At 72.3% G+C, this 14,070-nt stretch carries 9 protein-coding genes; 7 read left to right on the top strand and 2 right to left on the bottom strand.

From position 1 onward, the window contains the following. Window positions 1-23: 23 nt before the first annotated feature. Window positions 24-1,013: a cation diffusion facilitator family transporter gene (locus ACWDVB_RS02625; RefSeq protein WP_451515694.1), complete on the top strand. Its 990-nt coding sequence runs from the start codon at window positions 24-26 to the stop codon at window positions 1,011-1,013. On the opposite strand, the gene ACWDVB_RS02620 is transcribed toward ACWDVB_RS02625, so the two are convergent. Together ACWDVB_RS02620 and ACWDVB_RS02615 are read right to left on the bottom strand one after the other, a co-directional pair. Then, window positions 956-1,762, bottom strand: a complete 807-nt coding sequence (locus ACWDVB_RS02620) for a phosphatase (RefSeq protein ID WP_451515695.1) — start codon at window positions 1,760-1,762, stop codon at window positions 956-958. The genes ACWDVB_RS02625 and ACWDVB_RS02620 overlap by 58 nt on opposite strands. A 112-nt stretch (window positions 1,763-1,874) precedes the next feature. Next, the gene (locus ACWDVB_RS02615) at window positions 1,875-3,413 is read right to left on the bottom strand and encodes a PucR family transcriptional regulator (protein ID WP_451515696.1); all 1,539 of its coding nucleotides are present in this window, start codon (window positions 3,411-3,413) and stop codon (window positions 1,875-1,877) included. 179 nt (window positions 3,414-3,592) lie between these two features. On the opposite strand from ACWDVB_RS02615, the gene ACWDVB_RS02610 reads away from it, so the two are divergent. The 6 genes from ACWDVB_RS02610 (at window position 3,593) to ACWDVB_RS02585 (ending at window position 13,965) form a co-directional block, all read left to right on the top strand. Next, window positions 3,593-5,071: a sodium:solute symporter gene (locus tag ACWDVB_RS02610; protein WP_451515697.1), complete on the top strand. Its 1,479-nt coding sequence runs from the start codon at window positions 3,593-3,595 to the stop codon at window positions 5,069-5,071. Between the two features lie 77 nt (window positions 5,072-5,148). Next, on the top strand, window positions 5,149-6,174 hold the full coding sequence (gene speB / locus ACWDVB_RS02605; RefSeq protein ID WP_451515698.1) for an agmatinase: 1,026 nt from the start codon (window positions 5,149-5,151) through the stop codon (window positions 6,172-6,174). A gap of 115 nt (window positions 6,175-6,289) precedes the next feature. Further along, a complete protein-coding gene (locus tag ACWDVB_RS02600) occupies window positions 6,290-7,984 on the top strand; it encodes a thiamine pyrophosphate-binding protein (protein ID WP_451515699.1) in 1,695 nt (564 codons plus the stop codon). A gap of 82 nt (window positions 7,985-8,066) precedes the next feature. Then, window positions 8,067-8,915, top strand: a complete 849-nt coding sequence (locus tag ACWDVB_RS02595; RefSeq protein ID WP_451515700.1) for an SDR family oxidoreductase — start codon at window positions 8,067-8,069, stop codon at window positions 8,913-8,915. Between the two features lie 260 nt (window positions 8,916-9,175). Then, window positions 9,176-10,114, top strand: a complete 939-nt coding sequence (locus ACWDVB_RS02590) for a serine hydrolase (protein ID WP_451515701.1) — start codon at window positions 9,176-9,178, stop codon at window positions 10,112-10,114. 113 nt (window positions 10,115-10,227) lie between these two features. Continuing rightward, a complete protein-coding gene (locus tag ACWDVB_RS02585) occupies window positions 10,228-13,965 on the top strand; it encodes an ABC transporter ATP-binding protein (RefSeq protein WP_451515702.1) in 3,738 nt (1,245 codons plus the stop codon). Window positions 13,966-14,070: the final 105 nt, after the last annotated feature.

Genomic DNA, 14,070 nt, shown 5'->3' with positions numbered 1-14,070 from the left:
TGATCGGACATACCGTCCGGTACATGAGTGAGCAACCGTCAGAGGGCGGCGGCGAGAGCACCTTCACGGTCGTCGTCGCCGCCGTCGCCAACCTCGGGATCGCCCTCGCCAAGGCCGTCGCGGGCGTCATCAGCGGGTCCAGCGCCATGCTCTCCGAAGCGGCGCACTCCGTCGCCGACACGGTCACCGAGCTGATGCTGCTCGTCTCCCTGAAGGCCGGCGCCAGACCCGCCGACGAGGAGCACCCGCTCGGCTACGGAGGCGCCCGCTACATCTGGGCGCTGCTCGCCTCCGTCGCCACCTTCGTCGGCGGTGGCGTCTTCGCCGTCTACGACGGCGTCCACACCCTCACGCACAGCGAGGAGCCGGGCGACCCGCTCATCTCGTACATCGTGCTCGGTGTCGCCTTCCTCCTGGAGGGCTACTCGCTGCGGACCGGCCTCAAGCAGGCGCGCGGCGAGGCCGACCGCTTCGGAGTGCACCTCAAGCGCTATCTGCGCCACACCCCCGACACGGCGGTCAAGGCCGTCGTCATGGAGGACTCGGCGGCGCTCGTGGGTCTCCTGCTCGCCGCGGCCGGGCTGCTCGGCGGGCAGCTCACCGGGTCCGGCGTGTGGGACGGCATCGCCTCGCTCTGCATCGGCGTGCTGCTCGTGTACGTCGCGTGGGTCCTCGGGCACGCCAACTCCGAGCTGCTGATCGGCCGTCCGCTGCCCGAGGAGATGCGGGCCGCGGTGCGGGCCGAACTGCTCGCCGACCCGCACGTCGTGGACGTACTGGAGCTCACCACGCTGCTCCAGGGGCCCAAGGAGGCCCTGGTCGCCGCGAAGGTCGACTTCCGGGACGTGTCCACGGCCGGGGACATCGAGCGGGCCTGCGACCGCATGGCGCACCGCATCCAGGAGCGCTTCCCCGCGATCAGGCGCGTGTACCTGGACCCGACGCCGGGCACGGGTCAGGCCTCGGGGCCGCCGGGGGCCTCGGGGGTCAGCCCCGCCGCGTCCAACAAGTAGGCCGTCATCGGGTCGTAGTGGCGGGGGCTCGTGACGTGGTCGTCCAGGGGAATCGTCACCTGCACCGTGCCCTCGGCCTCGCCGATGAACAGCGCCGGGTCATTGCAGTCGGCGTACCCGATCGAGTCCAGGCCGCGCTGGCCCGCGCGCCCCGCCCAGCCGTGGTCGGCGACCACCAGGCCGGGCTGGGGGCGGCCCTCGCGCTCCAGGCCGTCCAGGATCGCGTTCATCGGCTCGGGGGAGTGCGTGTGCCACAGCGTCGCGCCGCGCTCAAGGACCGCCACGTCCGCGAACTGGAAGACCATGCCCTCGTCGGCCATCAGGCCCTCGGGGATCACCACGATCTCGCAGCCCGCCGCGCGCAGGGCGGCGGCCGTCGCGCGGTGCACGTCGAGGAGCCCTCCGGGGTGGCCGGTGGCGAAAAGGACGCTCTCCTTGCCGGCGGCCGCCTTGCGCAGGCGGGCCGCCATGCGCTCCAGGGCGTCGACCGTCAGCTCCGGGTCGATGGTGTCCTGGCCCTGCCGGTGCCCGGGGTCGTCGATGACGCCGCAGCGCTCGGCCATCACCGCGAGGACGTCCTGCTCGTCGGTCCAGCGGTCGCCGAGCTCCAGGCCGAGCCAGTAGTGGCGGTCGCCGTTCGCGAGCTTCCTGTAGTGGCTGAGGTTGTTCTCGCGGGGGGTGGCGACATCGCCCGCGATGCGGGTGCGGACGAGGTGGTCTACGAGCGCGGCACGGCTGGGTATCGGCATGGCTCCTATTGTGCGGGACGAGTGCTCTGCGCCGGGCGGGGAACGGTCTGCCTCTGTCTGCGGGTCCGCTGTGGCTTGTCGCGCAGTTCTCCGCGCCCCTACGGGGCGCTCCTCAGCGGTCTACGTGCAGCGCAAACCAGAGTTCCATTCGTACGTCCGGGTCGTCCAGGTCCGCGTTGAGCAGCGCCGCACACCGCGTGATGCGTTGGCGCACCGTGTTGCGGTGGACCGTGAGGGCTACCGCCGTGCGGTCCCAGCTGCCGTGAAGGGAGAGCCAAGTCCTCAGGGTCTGCACGAGGGTGTCGTTGCCCGCGAGCGGAGCCAGCAGTACGCGCGCGTGGGTGGCGGCCTCCTCGGGGGCGATCAGGGTGGCGAGGCCGTTGGCGTGGTGGCGTACGAGAGGCCGACGGGTGGCCTCCGCGCGGCGCAGGGCGCGGGCCGCCTGGGCGTCGGCGGCGGCGAGGTCGCCCGGGGCGGCGGGGGCGGAGACGCCCAGGGTCCACGCGTGCGTGGAAGTGATCTCGCGGTCGGCGGGGAGGAGCAGGCGCACGACGTCCTCGCGCGGGTCGACCAGACCGCTGCCGAGCGCCGCGGCGAGCGCGGACGCGGCCAGCGGGGTGCGCTCCCCGCGCGCGTGCACCACGGTCCACAGATCGCTCCCCAGGAGAGGCCCGATGTCCTTCGGAGCGGCTCCCAGCAGCAGTCGTACGAGAGCCGCCGAGCGGGAGGCCTCCGAAGCGCCCTGATGCTCGCCCGTGAGCAAGGAGAGCAGTACGACCGCCGCGCCGGTGATGGTGTGGTCGCCCGGTTCGCGGCGCTCCGTGGCGGTCCCGAGCGCGAAGCCGCGGCCGCCGCCGAGCGCGTACGCGGCGAGGTGCGTGGCCCCGGCCGTGTCGGCGGCGGACGCCGGGGCGGCGGGTGTGGGGCGCCGTACGACCCCGGTCAGCTCCCGCAGGCCCTCCCGCGCCGCCTGCCGCGCCTGCCCCTCGGCCTGCAGCTCCGTGCCGTCCGGCCCGTACAGCACCGCGAGCCCGCCGAGCCGCGCCGCCAGCTGGCGCAGGACGGCCGGGACCGGGTCGGGCCGTGCGGCAGCTGTCGCGAGGCCCTGCTGCGCCTCCGTCACCCGGCGCAGCTCCGCGTGCCTGGCCTCGGCCATCAGCCGCCACACCGCGCGGGCGACGCCGCTGAAGGTGGTGCGCGGCGGCACCTCAAGGAGCGGCAGGCCGTGGCGGTCGCAGGCCTCCGCCAGGGCGGGCGGCACCGTGTCGTGCACGGGGGCGACGCCGAAGCCGAGGGCCGCGCCGCCCGCCGCGACGATGCGGGCCACGTAGGCGTCGAGGTAGCCGCCGGCGTGCGCCGGATCGGTGATGTGCACGCCCGCCGTCAGGAGCAGCTCGCCCCCGAGGAGATACGGGTAGGGGTCCGTCATCTCCGAGGTGTGCACCCACTGCACGGCCGTCCCCGCCGCGTCCGGGCCCGCGATCTGCCGCAGTCCGAGGTCCTCGCGGGCCAGCAGTGCGGCGAGCGGGACGGGCGGGGTTGGGGGTGCCGCTGGACGCCCCAGGGGGCCGGTGGGACCCGTGGGACCGGTGGGGCCGTAGGGGCCAGTGGGATCGGAGGGGTCGGTGGGATCGGAGGGGTCGGTGGCCATGGTGGACGTTCCATCCGCATCAGTGGGTGGGAGTAGATGAAACGTACACTTCAGCGTTGCTTTCCGGCCATCTAAGGTCGTGCCGACCGCAGGCCGTGGGTACGGGCGGATGTCCCCACGGCGGTCCTCACCCCCATCTGCACGACACGCCACCGAGGTGCGCGAAGGAGGCCCCCTTCATGGCCGTCGACTACACAGTGATCGTCGTCTATCTCGCCGGGATGCTGGCCATGGGCTGGTGGGGCATGCGCCGCGCCAAGTCCAAGAGCGAGTTCCTGGTCGCCGGGCGCCGCCTCGGGCCGTGGATGTACTCGGGCACCATGGCGGCGATCGTCCTCGGCGGCGCCTCCACCATCGGCGGTGTCGGTCTCGGCTACCAGTACGGGCTCTCCGGCGCCTGGATGGTCGTCACCATCGGCCTGGGAATCCTCGCGCTCAGTGTCTTCTTCTCCGCCCGCATCGCGCGCCTGAAGGTCTACACCGTCTCCGAGATGCTCGACCTGCGCTACGGAGGGCGCGCGGGCATCATCTCCGGAGTGGTCATGTGGGCGTACACGCTGATGCTCGCGGTCACCTCGACCATCGCGTACGCCACGATCTTTGACGTCATCTTCGACATGAACCGCACGCTCGCGATCATCCTCGGCGGCTCGATCGTCGTCGCGTACTCGACGCTCGGCGGCATGTGGTCCATCACGCTCACCGACATGGTGCAGTTCGTGGTGAAGACCATCGGTGTGCTGCTGCTCCTGCTGCCCATCGCGGTCGTCAAAGCCGGTGGCTTCAGTGAGATGAGGGCGAAGCTGCCCACGGAGTACTTCGATCCGCTGGGCATCGGCGGCGAGACGATCTTCACATACGTGCTCGTCTACACGTTCGGCATGCTCATCGGGCAGGACATCTGGCAGCGCGTCTTCACCGCGCGCAGCGACAAGGTGGCCCGCTACGGAGGCACCGTCGCCGGTACGTACTGCCTCGTCTACGCGGTCGCGGGCGCCGTCATCGGCACCGCCGCCAAAGTCATGTACCCCAAGCTGCCGAGCGCCGACGCGGCCTTCGCGACCATCGTCAAGGACGAACTCCCCATGGGCGTACGGGGCCTCGTCCTCGCCGCCGCGCTCGCCGCCGTGATGTCGACGTCCTCCGGGGCGCTCATCGCGTGCGCGACCGTCGCCAACAACGACATCTGGGCGCGTCTTCGCGGGGCTGTGAAGACCGGCGACAGTGACGGCGACGGCGACGAGCCGCACGACGAGGTCAAGGGCAACCGTGTCTTCATCCTCGTCATGGGCGTCGGCGTGATCCTCATCGCCATCGTGCTCAACGACGTCGTCGAGGCGCTGACCGTCGCGTACAACCTGCTCGTCGGCGGTCTGCTCGTGCCAATCCTCGGTGGGCTGCTGTGGCGGCGCGGCACCGCGCCCGGCGCGCTCGCGGCGGTCACCGCCGGCGGTCTGTCCGTCATCGGGCTCATGTGGGGGTACGGAATCCTCGCCAACGAGCCCGTCTACTACGGCCTGTCGATCTCGCTGGCCGTGTACGTCGTCGTCTCCCTCGCCACCAGGCCGACCGACGCGGCGGTCCTCGCCGCCTGGCGCGAACGCCTCGCCGGGCAGGGCGCCGAAGAGCCGGAACCGGATACTCCGGTGGCTGTCTGACTCTCCGCGCGGCCCGTTGTCAGTGGGCCGCGCGACACTTGAATCGCAGTACTCGCACCAGCAGGAGGAAACCGACCATGAGCAGCGCAGAGAACCCGACGACCCCCCGCGGCCCCGTCGACTCCTCCCGCATCCCGAGGTACGCGGGCCCGGCGACGTACGCCCGGCTGCCCCGCCTCGACGAGGTCGGCGGCCAGACGGACATCGCCGTGGTCGGCGTGCCCTTCGACTCCGGCGTCTCGTACCGCCCCGGCGCCCGCTTCGGCGGCAACGCCATCCGTGAGGCCTCCCGCCTCCTGCGCCCCTACAACCCGGCGCAGGACGCCTCGCCCTTCGCGCTCGCCCAGGTCGCGGACGCCGGCGACATCGCCGCGAACCCGTTCAACATCAACGAGGCCGTGGAGACCATCGAGGCCGCCGCCGACGACCTGCTCGGCTCGGGCGCCCGCATGATGACCCTCGGCGGGGACCACACCATCGCGCTGCCGCTCCTGCGCTCCGTCGCCAAGAAGCACGGCCCGGTCGCCCTGCTGCACTTCGACGCCCACCTGGACACCTGGGACACCTACTTCGGCGCCGAGTACACGCACGGCACGCCGTTCCGCCGCGCCGTCGAGGAGGGCATCCTCGACACCGAGGCGCTCTCCCACGTCGGCACGCGCGGCCCGCTGTACGGCAAGCAGGACCTCACCGACGACGAGAAGATGGGCTTCGGCATCGTCACCTCGGCGGACATCTACCGCCGCGGCGCCGACGAGGTCGCCGACCAGCTGCGCCAGCGCATCGGCGACCGCCCGCTGTACATCTCCATCGACATCGACTGCCTCGACCCGGCCCACGCGCCCGGCACCGGCACCCCAGAGGCGGGCGGCATGACCTCCCGCGAGCTCCTGGAGATCCTGCGCGGCCTCGCCTCCTGCAACCTCGTCTCGGCGGACGTCGTCGAGGTCGCCCCGGCCTACGACCACGCGGAGATCACGGCGGTGGCGGCCTCCCACACGGCGTACGAACTGACGACGATCATGAGCAGGCAGATCGCCGCCGGACGCGCCGCCGGACGCGCCGCCGGACGCGCCTCCGGGGCGGAGCAGAACGCGAAGTGACCACGGCCGCGAGGCCGTTGAACGCCCAGGCACGCCAGGCACGCCGGGCCGTGCGCGGTCCGGCGGCCGGAAGGCACGCCGGGCCGTAGCCCGGGCCAGAAGGAGAAGACGCCGCATGACCCACGACCACGACCTGGTGCTGCGCCCCACGCCGCGGCAGACGGAGGCCGCCCTCAACCCGCCCCCCGGCCGCACCGGCGGCGACCTCGTCGTCGAGACCCTGTCCGGACTCGGCGCGACCACCGTCTTCGGCCTGCCGGGCCAGCACGCGCTCGGCATGTTCGACGCGTTGCGGCGCTCCTCGCTGACGTACGTGGGGCTGCGCGTCGAGAACAACACGGGGTTCGCGGCGGACGCGTACGGCCGGATCACGGGCGAGGTCGCCCCGCTGTTCCTGTCCACCGGGCCAGGCGCGCTGACCTCGCTCGCCGCGCTCCAGGAGGCGGCGGCCGGGTCGTCACCGGTCCTGGCGATCGGCAGCCAGGTCCCGGTCGCCGGTCTCGGCGGCGGCCGCCACGGCTACCTGCACGAGCTCCGCGACCAGCAGGCATCCTTCCGCGACATCGTGAAGTCCGTCCACACGGTCCGCACGGCCTCCCAGATCCCGTCGGCCATCGCCGCGGCCTGGGAGTCCGCGCTGACCGCGCCGCACGGGCCGGTCTGGGTGGAGATCCCGCAGGACGTGCTCCTCGCCGGGACGACGCTGCCCGTCGTCACGGCGATGGACGCCACACCCGACGAGATCGTGCCGCGCCCCGAGCTGACCGCCGTCGCCGCCGACCTGCTCGTCCGCGCCGAGCGCCCGGTGATCATCGCGGGCGGTGGAGTCGTACGTTCCGACGCCTCGGGGAAGCTGCTCGCGCTCGCCGAGCGGCTGAGCGCCCCGGTCGTCACGACCTTCGGAGGCAAGGGCGCCTTCCCCTGGGAGCACCCGCTCTCGCTCCAGTCGTGGCTGGAGGACCGCCACACCACGGACCTCCTGGAGGACGCGGACGTCCTCCTGGTGGTCGGCTCGGGGCTCGGCGAGCTGTCCTCGAACTACCACACGTTCAAGCCGCGTGGCCGGGTGATCCAGATCGAGGCGGACGCCGGGAAGCTGGAGTCCAACCACCCCGGGCTCGGCATCCACGCGGACGCGCGCCTCGCCCTCTCGGCGCTCCTGGAAACGATCGGGACGCCCCGCGAGGACCCCACGGCCCCCGAGCGGGTCGCGGCGCTCCTCGCGAAGGTCCGCGAGCGGATCGCCGACCAGGACCTCACCCTGGAGCAGCGGATCCTCGCCTCCGTGCGCGAGGCGCTGCCGGACGCGGCGCCGTCCTTCTGGGACATGACGATCCTCGCCTACTGGGCCTGGTCGGCCTTCGACGCCCGGCGCCCCAACACCATGCACTCGGCGCAGGGCGCGGGCGGCCTGGGCTACGGCTTCCCCGCGGCGCTGGGCGCGGCGGTCGCGGACCCCTCCCACCCGGTCCTCGCGGTCTCCGGCGACGGCGGCGCGATGTACTCGATCGCGGAACTGGCGACGGCCCGGCAGTACGACCTGCCGGTGACCTGGCTGATCGTCGACGACGGCGGCTACGGCATCCTCCGCGAGTACATGTCCGACGCCTTCGGCGAGGCGACCGCCACGGAGTTGGCCCGCCCGGACTTCGTGGCCCTCGCGGAGTCCTTCGGGGTACCGGGCGTACGGACGTCTCCGGAGACACTCCGGGACGACCTCGCGAAGGCGCTGGCGGAACCGGGACCCTCGGTGGTCGTGCTCCCGGCCCTCCTGCGGATGTTCGCGCCGACGCATCTTGCCGGGAACTGATCATTCATTCCCTTGACCTCAACCTTCCTTCAGGTCGCACCATGTGGGTGTTGCACCCGCAGCGCGTACCGAGGAGATCTCGATGATTCTGGTGACCGGCGCGACCGGAAAGACAGGCCGCCGCACAGTGGCGCAACTGCTGGCGGCGGGCGAGGACGTGCGCGCCCTGGTCCGTGACCCGGCGGCGGCCTCGCTGCCCGACCGGGTCGAGGTGGTACGCGGCGACCTGACCGACGCGGCTTCCGTGGAGGCGGCCATGGAGGGGGTGGACGCGGTCTTCCTCGTCTGGCCGCTGCTGACGGCGGACGCCGCGCCCGCGGTGATCGCGGCCGCGGAGAAGCACGCGCGCCGCATCGTCTACCTGTCCGCGTGGGGCGTGCCGGACGACGACACCGTGGAGCCGGAGCCCGGCATCCTCGCCTTCCACACCGCGATCGAGCGTGCGATCCGCGCCTCGACCTTGCAGTGGACGTTCCTGCGCGCGGGCGGCTTCGCGGCCAACACCCTCGCGTGGGCGGAGCAGATCAAGGAAGGGGACGTCGTCCGCGGCTCGCATGCCGGAGCGACGCGGTCGCTGGTCCACGAGGCGGATCTCGCGGCGGTGGCGGTATGGGCGCTGACGACGGACGACCTGGTGGGCGAGGCCCCGCACCTGACCGGCCCGCAGGCGCTGACGCAGGCTGAGCAGGTCCGGACGATCGGCGACGTCCTCGGCCGCCGGGTGGTCTTCGAAGAGCTGGACGAAGACGCGGCGGTCGCCGCGTTCGAGGCGCAGGGCCTGCCCCCGGAATACGCCCGCGCCATCGTCGAGGCCCACGGGCAGATGGAGGCGGAGCCGGAGCAGGTGTCGCCGGCGGTGGCCGAGATCACCGGCCGGCCCGCACGCACATACCGCGAATGGGTCGCGGACCACGTGGCGGACTTCGGCTGACGGCACCGCCCCCATGGCCGGGTCCCCGCGAGAGGTGACCGGGATCGCCCGCAGCCGCGGGGCCCGTCTCCCCGTACTCGCGTACGACGGCGATTTCGGGGAGGAGGAACCCGTCTACACTGACCGACCGAACTGATCAGCGGTTTTCCGTACAACCCCCGCCGGTATCGGTGAGTCATACGGGGCGAGTGCGCCGGGGGCGCGCTTGTACGGGCCCCGAGGGTCTTGTACGTACGGACCCAAGGGGATGGGGAAACTCCATGACTCACCCGGTATCCGGGATATCCAGGCGTGCCCGCGTGCTCTCGGCGGGACTCGCCGCCGGGGTGCTCGTGCCGCTCGGTGCGGCCGCGGGCGCACCGACCGCCGTCGCCGCGACGGCGCCGAAGGTCACCTGCGCCTCCGCGCAGCCGGGCCTGGCCGCCAAGCTCACGAAGGACATCACGGCGGCGCTGAAGAACCGCAAGGGCACGATCGCGGTCGGACTCCACGACCGCACCACGGGCACCACCTGCACCCTGCGCGCGACCACCTCGTACGACTCGGCCAGCGTCGTCAAGGCGACCGTCCTCGCGACGCTGCTGTGGGACGCCCAGAAGACCGGGCGGGCGCTGTCGTCCCGCGAGAAGAACCTCGCCACCGCCATGATCACCAAGTCGGACAACGCGGCCACCAGCACGCTCTGGCGCCAGCTCGGCGCGGCCAAGGTGAAGGGCTTCCTCCGGGCCGCCAAGATGACCCGGACGGTGCCCGGCTCCGGTGGTTACTGGGGGCTCACCCGTATCAACGCCACCGACGAGCAGAAGCTCCTCGCCCTGTTCACCGGCGGCAACACCGTCCTGACCGACGCCTCCCGCGCCTACGTCCTCAAGCTGATGGGCAAGGTCATCTCCTCGCAGCGCTGGGGCACCCCGGCAGGCGCTCCGTCCGCCGTCAAGATCCACGTCAAGAACGGCTGGCTGCAGCGGTCGACCCACGGCTGGCGGGTGCACAGCATCGGCGCGTTCAAGGGCGGCGGCCACGACTACACGATCTCCGTGCTCACCCACGGCAACAGCACCATGAACTACGGCGTCGCCACCATCCAGGGCGTGGCCAAGGCCATCCACAAGGATCTGACGCCCCGGGCCCCCGCGGCCGGGCGCTACGCCCCGACGGTCACGCCGCGCGAGGCGTTCGTGGCGGTCCCCGGCAACTGACAGGGCTCCGTGACGCAGGCCCGTCCCCGTCGCGGCGATTTGTTGCGGCGGGATGAAATCCGCGTCCCGCCGTGTTGGGCCTCTCGGCAGGTCAGGTCTACGGGAGGCAACTGGTGGCGGACGAACGGGGCGGGCCCGAAGGCGCACAGGCGGGCTGGGCCAAGCGGCTCACCGGCTACGCGTGGCGGTATCCGAAGGACGTCGTGCTCGCGCTCGGGTCCTCGCTCGCCGGCATGGCCGTCATGGCCCTCGTGCCGCTGATCACGAAAGTGATCATCGATGACGTCATCGGGGAGGACGGGCAGGGCGGTGTCAGGTCCATGGGGCCGTGGGCCGGCGCCCTGATCGGCGCCGCCGTCCTCGTCTACGTCTTCACCTACATCCGCCGCTACTACGGCGGCCGCCTCGCCCTCGACGTCCAGCACGACCTGCGCACCGAGATGTACGGGACGATCACGAGGCTCGACGGGCGGCGCCAGGACGAGCTGTCCACCGGGCAGGTCGTCGGCCGCGCGACCAGCGACCTCCAGCTCATCCAGGGCCTGCTCTTCATGCTGCCGATGACCATCGGCAACATCCTGCTCTTCGTGATCTCCCTCGTGATCATGGCCTGGCTCTCGCTGCCGCTCACCCTCGTCGCCCTCGCCGTCGCCCCCGCCCTGTGGCTCATCGCCCGCCGCTCCCGCACCCGGCTGCACCCCGCCACCTGGTACGCGCAGGCCCAGGCGGCCGCCGTCGCCGGAGTGGTCGACGGCGCCGTCAGCGGCGTACGCGTGGTGAAGGGCTTCGGGCAGGAGGACCAGGAGACCGGCAAGCTCCGCGAGGTCGGGCGCAAGCTCTTCGCGGGGCGGCTGCGGACCGTCAAGCTCAACTCCCGCTACACGCCCGCGCTCCAGGCCGTCCCCATGCTCGGCCAGGTCGCCATGCTGGCCCTCGGCGGCTGGCTCGCCGTGCGCGGCGAGATCACGCTCGGTACGTTCGTCGCCTTCTCCACCTATCTCGCGCAGCTCGTCGGACCCGTGCGGATGCTCGCCATGGTCCTCACCGTCGGCCAGCAGGCCCGCGCCGGCGTCGACCGTGTGCTCGAACTCATCGACACCGAGCCGAGCCTGCGGGACGGGACCAAGGAGCTGCCCGCCGACGCCCCCGCCACCGTCGAGTTCGACGACGTGGGCTTCGCGTACGAGGACGACCGGCCCGTTCTCGACGGGCTCTCCTTCCAGATAGCCCCCGGCGAGACCCTCGCCGTCGTCGGCTCCTCCGGAAGCGGCAAGTCGACCGTCTCGCTGCTGCTGCCCCGCTTCTACGACGTGACGCACGGCGCCGTCCTCATCGGCGGACGCGACGTGCGCGAGCTGACTCTCGACTCGCTGCGGTCCGCCATCGGGCTCGTCCCCGAGGACTCCTTCCTCTTCTCCGACACGGTCGGCGCGAACATCGCGTACGGGTATCCCGACGCCACCCAGGAGCAGATCGAGGCCGCCGCGCGCGCCGCCCAGGCCGACCGGTTCATCTCCGAGCTGCCGCAGGGGTACGACACCACGGTCGGCGAGCACGGACTCACCCTCTCCGGAGGCCAGCGCCAGCGCATCGCGCTCGCCCGCGCCATCCTCACCGACCCCCGCCTCCTCGTCCTGGACGACGCGACTTCGGCGGTGGACGCGCGCGTGGAGCACGAGATCCACGAGGCGCTGCGCGGTGTCATGGCGGGCCGTACGACGCTGCTCATCGCCCACCGCCGCTCCACCCTCAACCTCGCCGACCGCATCGCCGTCCTCGACGACGGGCGCCTCGCCGACCTCGGCACCCACGACGAACTCCAGGAGCGCTCGGCCCTCTACCGGCGCCTGCTCACCGACCCCGACGAGCTGGGCGGCGTCTCGCCCGGCCACGCGCTCCCCGCCGACCTGCCCGAGGACACCTCCGTACGCGAGGAACTCGACGCCGAGTTCGACGCGGAGAGGGGTATCACGCCCGCCCTGTGGACCGGCGACCGCGAGCCCAAGGACACCGCGCTCTCCGGAATGCCGTCCACGCCCGAACTCCTGGCCCAGGTCGACGCGCTGCCCCCGGCGGACGGCAAGCCGGACATCGACGAGGCGCGGGCCGTCACGCCCGAGGAGTCGTACGGACTGCGCAGGCTGCTCGCCGGCTTCGGGCTGCCGCTGCTCCTGAGCCTGCTGCTGGTCGCCGTGGACGCGGGCATGGGCCTGCTCCTGCCCGTCCTGATCCGGCACGGCATCGACGAGGGCGTCAACCAGCTGGCGCTCGGCGCCGTCTGGGCGGCCTCCGGGCTCGCGCTCGCCGCCGTCGCCGTGCAGTGGGTGGCGCAGACCGGTGAGACGCGGATGACGGGACGCACCGGCGAGCGGGTCCTGTACTCGCTGCGGCTGAAGATCTTCGCGCAGCTCCAGCGGCTCGGGCTCGACTACTACGAGCGGGAGCTGACCGGGCGCATCATGACCCGGATGACCACGGACGTGGACGCCCTCTCCACGTTCCTCCAGACGGGACTCGTCACCGCGTTCGTCTCCGTCGTCACCTTCTTCGGCATCATGGTCGCCCTGCTCGTCATCGACGTGGAGCTGGCGCTGGTCGTCTTCGCGACGCTGCCGCTGCTGATCGTGGGCACGTACTTCTTCCGCAAGTCGAGCGTGACGGCGTACGAACTGGCGCGCGAGCGGGTCTCCGTCGTCAACGCCGACCTCCAGGAGTCCGTCGCCGGCCTGCGCATCGTGCAGGCCTTCCGGCGCGAGCGCTCGGGCGCCGAGCGGTTCGCGCGCAACAGCGACAGCTACCGCCAGGCCCGTATCCGGGGCCAGTGGCTGATCTCGGTGTACTTCCCGTTCGTCCAGTTCCTGTCGTCCGTCGCCGTGGTCGCCGTGCTGATCGTGGGCGCGGGCCGGGTCGAGGCGGGCACGCTGACGACCGGCGCGCTCGTCGCCTACCTGCTCTACATCGACCTGTTCTTCGCGCCCGTGCAGCAGCTCTCCCAGGTCTTCGACGGCTACCAGCAGGCCACCGTCTCCCTCGGCCGCATCCAGGAGCTGCTCCAGGAGCCGACGTCGACCAAGGACGCCGACGAACCCCTCGACGTGCTCTCCCTGCGCGGCGAGATCGCCTTCGAGGACGTGAGTTTCGCGTACACCGGCGAGGAGGAGGCCCTCAGCGACGTGAGCCTGCGGATACCCGCCGGGCAGACCGTCGCCTTCGTCGGCGAGACCGGCGCGGGCAAGTCGACGCTCGTCAAGCTCGTCGCCCGCTTCTACGACCCCACGGGCGGCCGGGTCACGGTGGACGGCACGGACCTGCGGTCCCTGGACATCACGTCGTACCGCCACCGCCTCGGTGTCGTGCCGCAGGAGGCCTACCTCTTCGCGGGCACGGTCAGGGACGCCATCGCCTACGGGCGGCCCGACGCCACCGACGCCCAGGTCGAGGCCGCCGCCCGCGCGGTCGGCGCGCACGACATGATCGCCACCCTGGACGGCGGCTACCTCCACGAGGTCACCGAGCGCGGCCGCAACCTCTCCGCCGGGCAGCGCCAGCTCATCGCGCTGGCCCGCGCCGAGCTGGTCGACCCCGACATCCTGCTCCTCGACGAGGCGACCGCCGCCCTCGACCTCGCCACGGAGGCGCAGGTCAACCAGGCCACCGACCGCATCGCCGGCAAGCGCACCACGCTGGTCGTCGCCCACCGCCTCACCACGGCCGCCCGCGCGGACCGCGTCGTCGTGATGGACGACGGCCGCGTCGCCGAGGACGGCACGCACGAGGAACTCCTCGCCCGGGACGGGCGGTACGCGCGGCTGTGGCGGACGTTCGTGGGGGAGCCGGTGGAGGCCGCCTGAGCGCGGCCGGGGCGCGACCGGGGCGCGGCCGGGGGCGATCGGGCCGGCCAGGTCAGAAAATCAGGGGATCCCGCAACCATGCGGGCGGCCGTCCGCGTCCGTACA

The sequence above is a fragment of the Streptomyces sp. NPDC003379 genome (genome assembly GCF_053589195.1).
This window is presented reverse-complemented; position numbering and strand designations above follow the sequence as displayed.

Excerpts from the sequence above, each read along its gene's own strand:
- ACWDVB_RS02620 (WP_451515695.1), bottom strand. The coding sequence starts at position 1,762 with ATGCCGATACCCAGCCGTGCCGCGCTCGTAGACCACCTCGTCCGCACC.
- ACWDVB_RS02610 (WP_451515697.1), top strand. The coding sequence starts at position 3,593 with ATGGCCGTCGACTACACAGTGATCGTCGTCTATCTCGCCGGGATGCTG.
- ACWDVB_RS02600 (WP_451515699.1), top strand. The coding sequence starts at position 6,290 with ATGACCCACGACCACGACCTGGTGCTGCGCCCCACGCCGCGGCAGACG.
- ACWDVB_RS02625 (WP_451515694.1), top strand. The coding sequence starts at position 24 with ATGAGTGAGCAACCGTCAGAGGGCGGCGGCGAGAGCACCTTCACGGTC.
- ACWDVB_RS02595 (WP_451515700.1), top strand. The coding sequence starts at position 8,067 with ATGATTCTGGTGACCGGCGCGACCGGAAAGACAGGCCGCCGCACAGTG.
- ACWDVB_RS02615 (WP_451515696.1), bottom strand. The coding sequence starts at position 3,413 with ATGGCCACCGACCCCTCCGATCCCACCGACCCCTCCGATCCCACTGGC.
- ACWDVB_RS02590 (WP_451515701.1), top strand. The coding sequence starts at position 9,176 with ATGACTCACCCGGTATCCGGGATATCCAGGCGTGCCCGCGTGCTCTCG.
- speB (WP_451515698.1), top strand. The coding sequence starts at position 5,149 with ATGAGCAGCGCAGAGAACCCGACGACCCCCCGCGGCCCCGTCGACTCC.